Annotated in this window: 14 protein-coding genes and 1 other annotated feature; all 14 genes read right to left on the bottom strand. The window is 47.2% G+C overall.

Translation table 11 applies throughout. The annotated features are described in order from the left end of the window. Positions 1-69: 69 nt before the first annotated feature. Positions 70-1,710 carry an AMP-binding protein gene (locus PO771_RS05140; RefSeq protein WP_272562211.1) on the bottom strand — a complete coding sequence of 547 codons (1,641 nt, stop codon included), beginning with the start codon at positions 1,708-1,710 and terminating at the stop codon, positions 70-72. 26 nt (positions 1,711-1,736) lie between these two features. Next, positions 1,737-2,879 carry an acyl-CoA dehydrogenase gene (locus PO771_RS05135; protein WP_272562210.1) on the bottom strand — a complete coding sequence of 381 codons (1,143 nt, stop codon included), beginning with the start codon at positions 2,877-2,879 and terminating at the stop codon, positions 1,737-1,739. Positions 2,880-3,074: 195 nt separating this feature from the next. Then, positions 3,075-3,956, bottom strand: a complete 882-nt coding sequence (locus PO771_RS05130; protein WP_272562209.1) for a hypothetical protein — start codon at positions 3,954-3,956, stop codon at positions 3,075-3,077. Positions 3,957-4,036: 80 nt separating this feature from the next. Then, on the bottom strand, positions 4,037-5,164 hold the full coding sequence (gene rpoD / locus PO771_RS05125; protein ID WP_272562208.1) for an RNA polymerase sigma factor RpoD: 1,128 nt from the start codon (positions 5,162-5,164) through the stop codon (positions 4,037-4,039). Positions 5,165-5,197: 33 nt separating this feature from the next. Beyond that, positions 5,198-7,018, bottom strand: coding sequence for a DNA primase (dnaG, locus tag PO771_RS05120; protein WP_272562207.1), 1,821 nt, complete (start codon positions 7,016-7,018; stop codon positions 5,198-5,200). Between the two features lie 291 nt (positions 7,019-7,309). Further along, on the bottom strand, positions 7,310-8,140 hold the full coding sequence (locus PO771_RS05115; protein WP_272562206.1) for a pyruvate, water dikinase regulatory protein: 831 nt from the start codon (positions 8,138-8,140) through the stop codon (positions 7,310-7,312). Positions 8,141-8,156: 16 nt separating this feature from the next. Next, on the bottom strand, positions 8,157-8,813 hold the full coding sequence (ccpN, locus tag PO771_RS05110; RefSeq protein ID WP_272562205.1) for a transcriptional regulator CcpN: 657 nt from the start codon (positions 8,811-8,813) through the stop codon (positions 8,157-8,159). Positions 8,814-9,101: 288 nt separating this feature from the next. Continuing rightward, positions 9,102-11,183, bottom strand: coding sequence for a glycine--tRNA ligase subunit beta (gene glyS / locus PO771_RS05105; RefSeq protein WP_272562203.1), 2,082 nt, complete (start codon positions 11,181-11,183; stop codon positions 9,102-9,104). 3 nt (positions 11,184-11,186) lie between these two features. Next, entirely contained in the window at positions 11,187-12,062 is an 876-nt protein-coding gene (gene glyQ, locus PO771_RS05100) for a glycine--tRNA ligase subunit alpha (RefSeq protein ID WP_272562202.1), read from the bottom strand. A 78-nt stretch (positions 12,063-12,140) separates the two neighbouring features. Next, positions 12,141-12,322, bottom strand: a binding site (T-box leader). A gap of 41 nt (positions 12,323-12,363) precedes the next feature. Next, positions 12,364-13,143 (bottom strand): DNA repair protein RecO, encoded by a 780-nt coding sequence (gene recO / locus PO771_RS05095; protein ID WP_272562201.1) that lies wholly within the window; start codon positions 13,141-13,143, stop codon positions 12,364-12,366. A 33-nt stretch (positions 13,144-13,176) separates the two neighbouring features. Continuing rightward, entirely contained in the window at positions 13,177-13,329 is a 153-nt protein-coding gene (locus tag PO771_RS05090) for a YqzL family protein (protein ID WP_272562200.1), read from the bottom strand. A gap of 102 nt (positions 13,330-13,431) precedes the next feature. Further along, positions 13,432-14,343 carry a GTPase Era gene (gene era / locus PO771_RS05085; RefSeq protein ID WP_272562199.1) on the bottom strand — a complete coding sequence of 304 codons (912 nt, stop codon included), beginning with the start codon at positions 14,341-14,343 and terminating at the stop codon, positions 13,432-13,434. Continuing rightward, positions 14,336-14,740, bottom strand: coding sequence for a cytidine deaminase (gene cdd / locus PO771_RS05080; RefSeq protein ID WP_272562198.1), 405 nt, complete (start codon positions 14,738-14,740; stop codon positions 14,336-14,338). Before cdd ends, era begins: the two co-directional genes overlap by 8 nt. A gap of 20 nt (positions 14,741-14,760) precedes the next feature. Further along, complete coding sequence (locus PO771_RS05075) at positions 14,761-15,162, bottom strand: diacylglycerol kinase family protein (RefSeq protein ID WP_336297949.1); 402 nt, start codon at positions 15,160-15,162, stop codon at positions 14,761-14,763. Between the last annotated feature and the right edge of the window lie 9 nt (positions 15,163-15,171).

Raw genomic sequence — 15,171 nt, 5'->3', positions numbered from 1 at the left:
CTTCTCTCTTCTCCGCTTCCCGCCTCCACACTTTGCCGACATCACCTTCATTAAACAAACTTACGATATCTACTGAATCCCCAGCGCCGCAATCGCCTGTTCACGCAAACGGAACTTCTGAATTTTACCGGATGCTGTCATCGGATACTCGTCTAAAATCTGTACATAATGTGGAATTTTATAACGAGCTATTTTGCCGCGACAGTATTCTTTTACTTCTTCCGCCGTGAGCGTTTCGCCTTCCTTTACTTTAATGCAGGCAAGAATCTGCTCTCCGTACAGTTTGTCTGGCACCCCAACTACCTGTACATCTACAATCGTATCATGTGTGTAGAGGAATTCTTCAATCTCGCGTGGATAGACATTTTCTCCGCCACGAATAATCATATCTTTGAGGCGACCTGTAATTCGATAGTACCCATTCTCATCTATAGTCGCTAAGTCTCCTGTATGCAGCCAGCCCTCATGATCAATGGCCCGTGTCGTCTGCTCCGGCATATTATAATAGCCTTTCATAACATGTACGCCACGGGTACAAAGCTCACCCTGTTCTCCAACTCCAAGCTCCTCACCTGTCGCCGGGTCCACAATTTTCGCTTCCACATGCGGAAGAACGCGTCCTACAGTCGATACGCGTTGTTCAATCGTATCATTCGGACGTGTTTGCGTAATGACTGGCGCAGATTCCGTCTGACCATATGCAATCGTAATCTCACGGGCACCCATTACATCCACGACCTTCTTCATTACTTCAGCCGGGCACGGTGACCCCGCCATAATACCGGTTCGCAGGGAACTCAGATCAAACTGCTCAAAATCTGGATGATTCAGCTCTGCTATAAACATCGTCGGTACGCCGTACAGTGCCGTACACTTCTCATCCTGCACCGCCCGAAGTACTGCAAGCGGATCAAAGGAGATGATCGGAACCATCGTAGCGCCTGTAGCTACACATGCCAGCGTCCCCATAACGCAGCCGAAGCAATGAAAAAACGGGACTGGAATGCAAATACGATCTACCTCCGTCAGGTTCTGACAGCCTGCCACGTTAATCGCATTGTTGACGATGTTCATATGCGATAGCATAACTCCTTTAGGGAAACCCGTGGTACCGGATGTGTATTGCATGTTTATCACTTCATCCGGCTTAAGAGAACGCTGTACTTCCATTCTCTTCTCTTCCGATACTGCGGCTGCTTTCTCCAAAACATCTGACCACATATACATTCCTGGCCTACGTGTATTCCCAATTAGAATGACATTGCGTAGATGCGGAAGATTCTTTGCCTTAAGCTGCCCCGGCTCACAGTCTGCAAGCTCTGGACAAATCTCATGTATCATATCCACATAGCTTACGCCCCGGAATTCTTCCATCAATACGAGAGTGGTGGACTCAGACTGGCGAAGCAAGTACTCTAATTCATGTGTACGATAACTCGTATTCACCGTTACAAGCACTGCTCCCATCTTGGCTGACCCGAACTGGACTGTAATCCACTCCGGCAGATTACTCGTCCAGGCCGCGATATTCTCGCCCGGTTGAATTCCCAGAGCGAGTAAACCGCGTGCTACCTGATCACACAAGCACTGGAACTCAGAAAACGTATAACGCAGCCCCAATTCTGGATACACAACCGCTTCCTTGTCTGGAAAACGGGCAGCCGTCCGATCCAACAAATCTCCAATCGTAATTGATACCGGTTCACTCAAGATAATTCCTCCTCTATCGTATTTACTTATTGACAGCCAATTTGGCGGGCAATGACCATACGCAGCACTTCAGATGTCCCCTCTCCAATCTCAAGTAGCTTAGCATCACGGAAGAAACGCTCCACCTGATATTCGCGCATATACCCATTGCCACCATGAATCTGAATCGCCTGATCACAGACGCGCATGCAAGTCTCCGAAGCAAACAGCTTCGCCATCGCCGCTTCTTTCGAAAATTTACGACCGTTATCTTTCAACCAAGCCGCTTTGTACACCATGGTGCGAGCCAATTCAATGTTCATCGCCATATCAGCAAGTTTGAATTGAATCGCCTGGAACTGAGATAAACTCCGTCCGAACTGCACCCGCTCCTTCGCATATGCAAGCGCCTTCTCGTATGCACCTTGTGCTACACCTACCGCCATGGCGCCGATGCCGATACGGCCGCCGTCCAGCACAGCCAGGAACTGTTTGAAGCCTTCACCACGCTTACCAAGCATATTCTCTTCTGGAACACGAACGTCCTCCATAAACAGTTGGGTGGTATTAGACGCATGTAGCCCAAGCTTCTCATAATCATCTACAACCGAGAATCCTGGTGCGTCAGTCGGAACGATAAACGCTGTAATGCCGCTTGTTCCTTTTTCTTTGTCGGTGACAGCAGTCAGCGCAAGATTTTTCGCATAGCTAGCATTTGTAATGTAACATTTCGAGCCATTAATCACCCACTCATTGCCGTCCTGTATGGCAACTGTACGTGTACCACCCGCATCAGATCCGGCATTCGGCTCAGTTAGCCCGAATGCACCGAAATATTCACCTCGCGCAACTGGCGTGAGATACTTTACTTTTTGCTCGTGTGTACCGAACATATTGATGGGTGCACCGCCAAGTGAAACGTGGGCAGAGTATGTAATACCTGTCGATGCGCACACTCGACTTAGTTCTTCCACAACAATCGCAAAACTGATTGTGTCGGCTCCTGCCCCACCGTACTCTTCTGGAAACGGCAGTCCCATTAAATCAAGTTCCGCCATCTTTTTAAAAGCTTCAAGTGGAAACTCACCTGTACGATCACGCTCTGATGCACCCGGCTCAACTTCACCTTCCGCAAAATCACGAATCGTATCTTTAATCATCTTCTGCTCGTCTGTCAGGGTGAAATTCATACTCTCTCCAACCTTTCTTGTTTGTAATTGAGCGGTAGCTCAGGTTTGTAGCACACGGAAACCGTTTACATTTCTAACTAATTAAAATATTCATAATTATTCACATTCGATATTCAATCAAGGTTTCCTGCTAAAACAAGCAAACGGTTTCATTTTTTTTTGACTAAAAACAAACAAGCCGGTCAAATAGACCGGCTACGAAGAGAGTGGTTGCTTACTCACCCAGCTCCACCAAAAATTTTTCAGGGAAAGCAGGAGAAACAGCGCAATGAATATCTTTATGTAAATAAAATACAGCAGAGCATTTTTGTCGACACTATCCATCAACATCGCCACAATCTCAGACCCGAACAAAGCCGCCATCCCGGCAAAAAATAGCATCGCTGATGTCTGCTCCTGACGTCGTTTCCATAGGAGACCGAATGCAATGAGCACAATTGCTATCGGAAGCCAGAACGCCTCAAGCCGCCACCAGGAAAACCATGTGGCCAACTCCATCTGCGTAGTCCAGCCATATATCCCAAGCAATCCTAGTAATCCACAGAACGAGACATAGCGCTTCTTGCTGACAATTCCGCTCATGAACCAGACAAGGCAGCATCCTCCCAGGAAAAGAACAATGATAGCAGGACCATATCCAAGCAACTTAAGAATGTGCATCCCTCCTATCGCAAGCAAAAGAGACGCAATTCCTAAGAAAAGGTGGCTAGAAAGTGGCTGTCTGCGCGTGAAAAACGCCATCAAGTAAAATAAAAGGGTAAAAAATCCAATCAGTGTCATTTGCATTGTCAAAGTAAAATCGGTAAAATGAAAAGCAAGATACAACAACACGATAAATGGAAGCGCACTCAATACCCAATTTACCCGAAGAGTCGGTAAGGAAAAAGCGGGAAGCGAAGATGTGCCCGATGCGACAGCGACTTGCTCCTGCGACTTCTTACTCTCAGTATGACGACCCGCGCTTTCGCCCTCTGTATACAAGTTAAGCAGGAAGTCACAATATTTACCTGGCAGCAAGTGCGTTCTGCGCCAGTATTCGATCTCACCAATGATGATTTTCTTTTTCTGTTCGTTCATCAGCAGGTCCTCCCTGGGGTGAAATAAAAGAAAAAGCCTACGATCATCATTCACGCAGGCTGTATCAATTCATATGACGCTTATTCTAAGAAGTCTTTCAGCCGTTTGCTTCGGCTTGGATGACGAAGCTTGCGCAGTGCTTTTGCTTCAATTTGACGAATACGCTCCCGCGTTACGCCGAATACTTTGCCCACTTCTTCTAGTGTGCGCGTACGTCCATCATCAAGGCCAAAACGAAGTCGAAGCACGTTTTCTTCCCGTTCTGTCAGCGTATCAAGAACATCTTCTAACTGTTCTTTAAGCAGCTCATACGCGGCTGCATCCGACGGAGCGAGTGCATCCTGATCTTCAATGAAATCGCCGAGGTGAGAATCATCCTCTTCCCCGATCGGTGTTTCAAGGGATACAGGCTCCTGTGCAATTTTCATAATTTCACGAACCTTTTCAGGTGTGAGATCCATTTTTTCTGCAATCTCCTCTGGAGATGGTTCGCGACCGAGTTCCTGAAGCAGCTGACGAGAAACACGGATTAATTTATTAATCGTCTCAACCATATGCACCGGAATCCGGATGGTGCGGGCCTGGTCTGCAATTGCACGCGTAATAGCTTGACGAATCCACCAGGTTGCATACGTACTAAACTTGTAGCCTTTCTGGTAATCAAACTTTTCTACGGCTTTAATCAGACCCATATTGCCTTCTTGAATCAAATCAAGGAACAACATACCGCGACCTACATAACGCTTCGCAATACTAACAACAAGACGAAGGTTCGCTTCCGCCAGACGGCGCTTCGCTTCTTCATCACCATCTTCAATACGCTTTGCCAGTTGAATCTCTTCTTCGGCAGACAGAAGAGGAACGCGGCCGATTTCTTTCAAATACATCCGAACTGGATCGTTAATCTTAATACCAGGTGGTACAGATAAGTCATCAAATGTATAATCTTCGGTTTCCTCATTCTCTTCATCGCGTGGGATGATCGGTTCTTCATCTTCTTCTGTTTCATTGCTGACCTCAATACCTTGATCAGTTAAATATTCAAAAAATTCATCAATCTGATCCGAATCCTGATCAAAGGTAGAGAGGCGTTCCATGATTTCTTTATACGTAAGCGTGCCCCGCTTTTTACCCTGGCCAATCAACTGTTCCTTTACCTGGTCGAGGGTTAATTCCACCTCAGGCTTGCTTTCTGTTTTTTTCGTCATGGTGTTCCCTCCTTCCAACGGGCTTGACTTTTGTTATTTTAGAGATTGCTGCAGCCGGATGATTTCCATTCCGATCCGTGCTGCCTCAAGCGCATTCCCTGCACGTTCTTGTGTAATTTTCTCTCTGTTTAATTCCTCTAGCTGCATCCGTTTTGGATACGTAAGCACTTGCCGCACATAATCGGCAAGCTGACGAGCCGTGACAGCCGAAGCATCCATATCAAGTAAGGCCAGCTCAGAAGCCCGGTCAATCAGCCGTCTGTCCTGTAAGAACGAAACGAAGCGAGCTGTATCAGGATCATATCCTTGAGCGTAATAGCGGTACAGATGTGCAGCCAGTGCTGCGTGATCTTCCACCGCGAAGTCCGCTCCAATCTGAGCCTGTACCTGCTCCGTAATCTCCGCACTCTGCATCATAAGCGCTAGCAAGTGTTTCTCTGCAGTCAAATACGCCGGCAGAAGCGGCTTTGCCGCCACATGTCTGCTATTATCTATACTATTATTCCATCCCTCTTTGAGATTATCCCTGTTATTGGGCTTTTTTTGCGTTTTGAACACTTTCTTTTGTTCAAGTTTAAGGGCATCTAGAGAAAGATGAAATTCTTCAGCAAGCTGTCGCATGTAGTGGTCGCGCTCAACCGCACTTGAAAGATGTGAAATTTCCGTAAGTGCTTCATGAATATACTGCATCCGTTCAGTCTCATCCTGAAGTGCATAACGACTGCGAAGTACCTGCAGACGAAATGCTATGACGGACGATGCATTCAAAAGAATGTCACTCCGGAATCGCTCCCCGCCATGCTCACGAATATAATCATCGGGATCCATCCCGCCTGCCATCTGGGCAACCTTTACAATACAGCCCGCTTTCTCAAGTAGGTCAGCCGCTTTAAACGCTGCGTCAATCCCAGCTTGATCGGAATCATAACAGATGATCACATGCTCCGTGTTCCGGCGAATAATTCGGGCTTGCTGCTCGGTAAGGGATGTCCCTAGAGACGCCACTCCGTTTTGAATGCCTGCCTGCCATGCCGAGATGACATCGACATATCCTTCAAACAGCACCGCTTCCTGCTGCTTTCGAATAAACGAACGGGCGCGATGCAAATTAAACAAAAGCTGACTTTTGTTAAACAAAGGGGTTTCTGGACTATTCAAGTATTTCGGTTGAGCATCCCCAAGCGCACGAGCGCCAAATGCTACAACCTGTCCCTGCGAATCATGAATCGGGAACATGACGCGGCCCCGAAATTTATCAAATAACCGTTCACCATTCTCACTGCGGCCGAGGAGGCCGGCTTCCTCCATTAGGGGCAGGGGATATTCACGCTTCTCAAGCTGGTACAGAAGCGTATTCCAGCTATCCGGACTGTATCCTAAAGCAAACTCCTCAATTGTAGCAAGTTGTATCTGTCTGTTCAAGAGATAATTCCGTGCGCTCTCACCATGATCCGTATTCCGCAAAAGATGATGATATAGCTTTGCTGCAAAATCGTGGGCAGAAAGCATCACATCTTTCTTGCGTCGTATCCGGTCGTCTTCAGGTCTGTCCTGCTGGTGTAAAACTTCAATTCCAACTCGACTCCCCAACTGGCGTACTGCTTCCGGGAACTCTAGACCTTCTACCTTCATCACAAAAGAAATAACATTGCCAGCCTCCCCGCACCCATAACAACGAAACAGCTGCTTATCAGGATGCACCGCAAAGGAAGGACTTTTCTCTGAATGGAACGGACAGAGACCGAAATAATTGCGCCCAGTCTTTTTTAAATGAACATACTGTCCGATCACATCTACAATGTCGCTTTTTGTGCGTACTTGTTCAATGATTTCTTCCGGAATTCGTCCAGCCATGTTCTTCACCTGTACTTTCTATCTCGTTACCTGATACCGGATTTAAGCAACGAGATAATAGTATTCGGCAAAATTCTGCATTCTCCTGCCGTTTCTCTAAAACTTTTCGCGTATTTTGTCGAAATCGCCCGTTTCCCCTAGTATACCCGGTTGAGCAGGCGTGTAACGCACTCTATACAGTGTCTGTGGTATAAAACGTAGTATTCTACATGATTATTTATTTTTCCTGCTCACGGTAAATAAGTTTGTCAATACAGAAAAAACAAAAAACGCAGGCAAGCTGCGTTCTTTTTATGAACCCTGCTGATTTTTCTTCAGCATACTAATAATCAAAGCAGCCGTCTCTTCGACAGCTTTATTCGACACGTCCAGTACCGGGCAGCCAACCTTCTCCAAAATCGTCCGGGAATACGCCAGCTCCACCTTGATACGCTCCATACTCGCATAGTTCGCCTGCGCTGTAAGGCCAAGTGACTTCAGCCGTTCCGCTCGAATCATATTCAATTGATCGGGCTCAATGATCAACCCAATGCATCGTTCTTTCGGAACAAGAAAAAGCTCCTCAGGCGGTGCTACTTCCGGCACAAGTGGTACGTTCGCCACCTTGTAACGCTTATTGGCAAGATACATCGACAACGGTGTCTTGGATGTGCGAGATACCCCGATTAAAATAACGTCCGCTCGCAAAATACCGCGCGGGTCGCGACCATCATCATACTTAACCGCAAACTCGATGGCATCCACTTTACGAAAATAATCTTCATCCAATTGACGGACCAATCCCGGCTTACAGCTCGGTTCCTGATGCAAATGCTTCGCAAGAGATCCAACAATCGGACTCATAATATCAATCGCTGTTATTCCTGCTTCCGCCGCCTTCTGCTCGATATACGCACGCAGGTGCGGAATCACAATGGTATATACAATGATCGCTTTCGTCTCAACAGCGGCACGAACGATTTCGTTCAGTGTGCCTTCGTCCTCAATATATGGAAACTTGCGAATATGTAACGATTCACTGGCAAACTGGCTGGCAGCCGCCTTGACAACAAATTCAGCTGTCTCACCTACAGAGTCAGATACAACGTATACAGTCGTTTCATTGAAGAATGGGGAAAACATACATCCTCCTTACGTTTTACACGCTCACTTCATTGCCAAACTCGACAAAGCCGCGTGTGATTGTCGTCTTCGTCACCCTTCCTACCACTTCATATGCGCTTCGACTACCATCCTGTACTGGACGAACAACCGGTAAGGAATCGATCTGGTAATCAATCAATTTCTTAGCCGCATCAAGCAAGCTGTCTTCCGGCAGACTCACTACAATGTTCGGCATCCGAGTCATGATGATACTGACCGGCATATCCTCAAGATTTTGCTTACCGAGTGCTGCGCGAAGCAAATCTTTACGGGAGACGACTCCGGCCAGATGATTTTTGCTATTTACAACAAACAATGTGCCGACATCTTCGAGAAACAGTGTACAGATCGCATCATATACGGAACTCGATTCTTGAATGATAATCGGAGGTGCTTTGTAGTCCTTCACGATTTTGCGGCTGACTTCTTCTTTAATCAGCTGGTTACTATCTTTTCCCGTATAAAAATATCCGACACGCGGGCGTGCATCCAAAAAACCTGCCATTGTTAGAATGGCGAGATCCGGACGCAATGTCGCGCGTGTAAGAGACAACCGTTCTGCAATTTGCTCTCCGGTAATTGGCCCTTCGCTTTTTACGATTTCGACAATATGTTCTTGTCTTTTTGTGAGTTCGATATCGCTCACCCCCATCCGGAGATAAAGTGTTATACTATACCTTCGTTTTTTTCTTATATAGTATATACTATATAAAATTCATCTGATCCTGCAAGTGGATTTTATACGGATAAAGTAATTTAGTGAAATTCGTAACATGGGAAAGTAAGAGCGGAAAAAAGAGAAAACGTTTACTTTGTTACACTTCACTGAGCATAGACTAGCTGTACGCTCCGAAACCCCGACAAGCTCACCCGCAAAGAAAAAGAGGCTAGCCTCATCGTCATATAATGACGTTCGAGACAGCCTCTCTTTATTTAAACATTAAGCAAATACAATCTTGCTGAAGTCAGCAAAGCCAAATACAAATGTCGCAATCGTAGCAAGCAACGCGAGACGGTTCTGTTTCACAGCTTCGTTATCAACCATAACCATTACTTGATCAAAGAACGCATCAATCGCCGGTTTCAGTTCAGCCATCGTCGCAAGCACATTTGCAAACTGACCGTCTGTCAGCATCGGTGCCGTTTTCTCTTCGATGCTTTGGAACGAATTCCACAGATTGCGCTCCGCATCTGTTTCAAACAAGCCGGTATCCACTTCGCTTCCAGCTGCTTTTTGCGCCAGGTTATTCACGCGGTTAAACGATTCAACAATGCCTTTGAACGCCTCTTTTTCTACGTCTGCCATAAGCGCAGCAGCACGAGCAAGTGTTTCTGTGACACGTGATGCATCTGCTGTTAGAATCGCATCAATGACATCATAGCGTACACCCTGTTCTTGAAGCATGTTTTTCAGGCGCAGCGCAAAGAAGTCATGCAGATCACGCTCGATTTCGGCGCGGTCGCGCTTAAGAAGTGATTTGCTAGCAAGAATATCAAGCGCCACTGCAAACAGGTCAGATAGAGACACAGCAAGCTTTTTGTCGAGCAGAATCTGCACGATACCGGAAGCCTGACGGCGCAGTGCATACGGGTCCTGCGAGCCAGTTGGCACGATGCCGATCGCAAAGCAGCCAACGATTGTATCCAGCTTATCTGCCATGCTCAGTACAGCCCCTTCGTTTGTCTGCGGCAAAATATCACCAGCAAAGCGCGGCAAATAATGTTCAAAAATCGCTTGTGCGACTGTCTCATCTTCTCCGGCAAGACGGGCATAACGTTCTCCCATGATACCTTGCAGTTCTGGGAATTCATATACCATCTGGCTTACGAGGTCGAATTTGCTGATCGCAGCCGCACGAGCAAGCTTGTCTGTTTCCGAAGCGGACAGACCGGCTTTCGCCGCGATTTGCGCAGCCCCATCTTGAATGCGGCGAATCTTGTCGCCAATTGTGCCAAGTTCTTCGTGGAATACGACATTTTCTAAACGAGCAAGTGCATCGTCAATTTTCATTTTCTGGTCTTCTTCATAGAAGAAGCGAGCGTCAGATAAGCGTGCACGAAGTACTTTTTCATTTCCTTTCGCTACGACATCGATGCTTCTTGCATCCCCGTTGCGCACTGTTACGAAATGCGGCTGAAGTTCTCCTGACGCGTTTTCCACCGGGAAGTAGCGCTGGTGTTCCCGCATCGATGTAACAAGCACCTGGCGTGGGATATGCAGATATTCTTCTTCGAAGCTGCCGGATAACACAGTCGGATATTCGACCAAATGAATAACTTCATCAAGTAAGTCTTCATCCACTGGAATGACCCAGCCTTTTTCAGCTTCCAGTTCTTTCATCTGACGCAGAATGCGCTCTTTACGCTCTTCTGGATCAACGAGTACGAACTGCTCAGCCAGAGCCGATACATACTGCTCTGGTGTCTCAATTGCAACAGACTTGCCGAGGAAGCGGTGTCCCTCTGTCTGACGACCTGTTTTAATGCCTGTCAGTTCCATTGGAATGATGTCGCCGCCAAACAGAGCAATCATCCAGCGAATTGGACGAACGAATTTGAGATCATACGCACCCCAGCGCATGTTTTTCGGGAAAGACAGGCCCGCGATAACATCTTGTAGTTGCGGAAGTAAATCTGCTGTTGCACCACCTGCTTGATGCTTGCGAGCAAATACATACTCCACACCACCTGCTTCTTGCATGTACAGATCTTCCGGGCTTAGCCCTTTACCACGTGCAAAACCAAGCGCTGCTTTGGTCCATTCTCCGTTTTCATCGACTGCGATTTTTTTAGCTGGACCGCGCAGCTCTTCATTAATATCCGCCTGTGCTTCACTTACATCTGTTACCATAACGGTAAAACGACGCGGTGTTTCATAGCCAACAACTTCTCCATATGCGATACGATTCGCTGCTAACCATTTTTCAACCTTGTCTTTTAGCTGTTCACATGCCCCTGCTACAAAGCGGGCTGGCATTTCTTCTGTTCCGATTTCAAGCAGCAATGTTCTTGTTGCGCTCATGCGTTATTCCCCCTTTTTCAGCATCGGGAAACCGAGGTCTTCCCGCACCTGGTAGTATGTGTGTGCCACTTCACGCGCTAGGTTGCGCACACGTCCGATATAGCCTGTCCGCTCTGTTACGCTAATCGCACCGCGTGCGTCAAGCAAGTTAAAGGTGTGCGAACATTTCAATACGTAATCATACGCCGGGAACACAAGTTTCTGCTCCATGCAGCGTTTCGCTTCTGTTTCGTATGTGCTAAACAAATCAAATAGCATTTTCGCGTCAGATAGTTCAAATGTGTATTTAGAATGCTCGTATTCTGGCTGCTTGAACACGTCACCGTATGTCACGCCTGTCACCCATTCCAGATCGAATACGTTCTCTTTTTCTTGAATGTACGATGCAAGACGCTCTAAGCCGTATGTGATCTCAACCGCAACCGGATTACAGTCAATGCCACCTACTTGCTGGAAGTACGTAAATTGTGTAACTTCCATGCCGTCAAGCCACACTTCCCAGCCGAGTCCCCAGGCACCGAGTGTCGGTGATTCCCAGTTATCTTCTACAAAGCGAATATCGTGATCAAGAGGGTTAATGCCCAGCTGCTCAAGGCTCTCAAGGTATAGCTCTTGAATGTTGTCTGGAGACGGCTTCATAATAACCTGGAACTGATGGTGTTGATACAGACGGTTCGGGTTTTCTCCGTAACGTCCGTCTGCCGGACGACGAGACGGTTCTACATACGCAACATTCCACGGCTCAGGACCAATCGAGCGGAGAAATGTCATCGGGTTCATCGTACCTGCGCCTTTCTCCGTATCATATGGCTGGACGATGAGACAGTTCTGCTTCGCCCAAAAATTCTGCAGGGTTAGGATAATATCCTGGAAGTTCATGTTTTTACCTTCTTTCCTTGTTCGATATTGTAGCGAGGAACGCAAAAAACTCCCGTCCCTATATGCAGAAGTTCTGCACATAGGGACGGGAGCTGATCCCGCGGTTCCACCCTATTTGACAGGCATATGCCTGTCCACTCATACGTTCTAAGCGCTCGGGAGTGCCATTCGTCAGGGGCTGCCACCGGGCTTCCACTATCCCCGACTCGCTTGCATAAAGGGCATCTAACCTGAGTACTTTTCTCCGTCATTGCACATACTTGAATTTGTTACATACTATAAAGGATTGTACTGCCTGTTGTCAACTCTCGTCCCCGGAACGCTCCGGTGGCGTGGTAAAGCCAAGATTTTCGAGCTGATCAAGAAAGCGGCGGGATTTAAGATACAGCCCGGTACAGTCTTCTAACAGTGCGTACATAATGTGCCGCAGTTGCTGTTTTGTCTCTGGCTTAACGTTAATGTTCCCTAGCTGCGGCATATGAATATGTTGGAACACGCGCAACAGCTTGACCGCACCAGGGCCAACTGCCATAAGCGAGCGATCATCCCGTGTGCATGCCGGACAAATCAATCCATTTTCTACTACACTAAAGTAAAACGGTGCATCATGCACCCCGCACGACACACAAGCATTAAACTGCGGATGACATCCGGCTACATACAGCATTTTCATTTCAAAGAGCCTGGCGATAATATCCGGGTCTTTCCCCTCTTCAATCCATTTGAGTGCATGCAGCAGCATATCAAACAAATAACTATTTGCCTCTTTGTCTTCCGTCAATCGGTCAAGCAGTTCCATAAGATACACAGCGTATGCTGTCTTCGCTAAATCTTCGCGAATCGTCCGGAATGAGCTAATTAACTCTCCCTGCTGAAGGGAGCCCATTCCTGAGCTGGCATGATAAAGAAAATAGCCGTATGTAAAAGGCTGCGATACGGCTGTAAAACGACTTTTCGTTTTTTTGGCGCCACGGGCCATGAGGCTGATCTTTCCAGCTTCGCGCGTATAAACCGTTACGATTTTATTCGCTTCCCCATAATCGGTTGTGCGGACTACAATGCCTTCCGCTTTTCCAATCATATGCTACTCTCCTCTGCCCGGGTCGTCATTTTTTTATGGCAAGCGCAAAGCGTCCTCCATGCCAGCATCTTCAAAAGAATCGGTATGTTGCACTTCACCCGCAGCACCCATCTCTTGTGCGTACAACATATACGCCTCGATATTGCCTGTACGGGTGAAATAACTCCAATAAAAATCTCTCGTCATTTGTATCCATCCTTTCGGAAGAGATAGAGCATGAGCGACAACTTACCATTAGCATGACCCCGGATAAAATACGTTATCCATTGGAACTTTTACCAGAGTGCTTTACTCCTCATCTTCGTAAAATCCGAAGTTACGGAATAAGTTTTCTTGATTGCGCCAGTCTTTCTTGACTTTGATCCATAGATTCAAGTACACCTTCGTACCAAGAAGACGTTCAATATCTTCCCGCGCTAAGCGACCGATCTCTTTCATCATCGCACCTTGCTTGCCCACAAGAATCCCTTTTTGTGTCGGACGCTCTGTATAAATCGTTGCATAAATATCAATCAACGTTTTACGCTCGTCTCGTGGCTTCATCTGATCGATGACAACGGCAATCGAATGTGGAATTTCCTCGCGTGTCAGGTGCAACACTTTCTCACGAATCAGCTCGGCCACTACAAAACGTTCCGGGTGATCGGTAATTTGATCCGCTGGATAATACTGTGGTCCTTCTGGCATTTCGTCCACAAGCGTGTCCATCAGACGGTTAACGTTGTTGCCTTCAAGTGCCGATACCGGGATAATCTGGGCAAAATCATACAAGTCTTTATACCGGTCAATAAACGGCAGCAGCTCTTCTGGGTGTACTTTATCGATTTTGTTAATAACAAGATAGACAGGTGTTTTTACTTGCTTCAGTTTCTCGATGATAAATTCGTCGCCAGGCCCAAGCTTCTCAGACGCATCTACCAGGAACAAAATGACATCCACTTCACGAAGCGCAGTCTCCACCATCTTGTTCATATAATCACCGAGCTTAGATTTCGGCTTATGTACACCTGGGGTATCTAGAAAGACAATTTGTCCTTCTTCTGACGTATATACCGCGCGAATTTTATTCCGTGTTGTCTGCGGCTTATCTGACATAATCGCCACTTTCTGTCCCACGATGTGATTCATCAATGTTGATTTTCCAACGTTCGGGCGACCAATAATCGCCACAAATCCTGATTTATATCCATTGTTATTCATGATGGTTCAAGTCCTCCTGCGAAAATGCGCCTGGTAGTAGCTCAGACGCTGTCATAATACGAATTTTGCCCAATAGATTGCCCATGATAACCGGCGTATCTGGTGGACAAAGCTCGGCAATTACCTGACGGCATGCGCCGCATGGTGTAATCGGGTCTGGTGTATCGGCAACAAGTGCCAGCTTTTTAATGCGACATTTCCCCGCCGCATAGGCAGCAAACAATGCAGTTCGCTCGGCACAGTTACAAAGCGGGTAGGCTGCGTTCTCAATGTTACAGCCATGAAACAGTTCTCCGTCTTCCGTGAAAACGACAGCACCGACTTTAAACCGGGAATACGGCGCATATGCATTCTCCCGCGCCTCAATCGCCTCCTGCAACAATGTATGGTTATTCAATGTAATGCCCCCCCTCATCCCTATTTCATATTATACGTCCGTTGTCCGGTTGTCAGCCAGTACCAGAGTGGTTCTGCAAATACAGCCAGACCGACGATCACTGCAAGAATAGCGGTCAACAGAACGGCACCCGCAGCGGTGTCTTTAGCAATGCGTGCAAGCGGATGCCTGCGATCCCCTACCGTCAAGTCCACACATTTCTCAATCGCCGTATTCATCGTCTCAAATGCCAGGACTAAGAAAATACAAAAAAAGACCAGCAAAACATCCCGCTTCGGAATGGCGAGCCACCATCCGAGTCCGAGCACAGCTACAGCTGCGGCTACATGGATCTGCATGTTTCGCTGAGTCTTTACTGTATAGATGAGTCCTGCGATGGCATACCCAACACTTCGTATGAATCGCTGCCACTCTCTCATCATCCATTCGTC

The sequence above is a fragment of the Aneurinibacillus uraniidurans genome (assembly GCF_028471905.1).
Classification (GTDB): Bacteria; Bacillota; Bacilli; order Aneurinibacillales; family Aneurinibacillaceae; genus Aneurinibacillus; species Aneurinibacillus uraniidurans.
The sequence above is the reverse complement of the archived record's forward strand: the minus strand, read 5'-3'. Positions and strand labels throughout refer to the sequence as shown.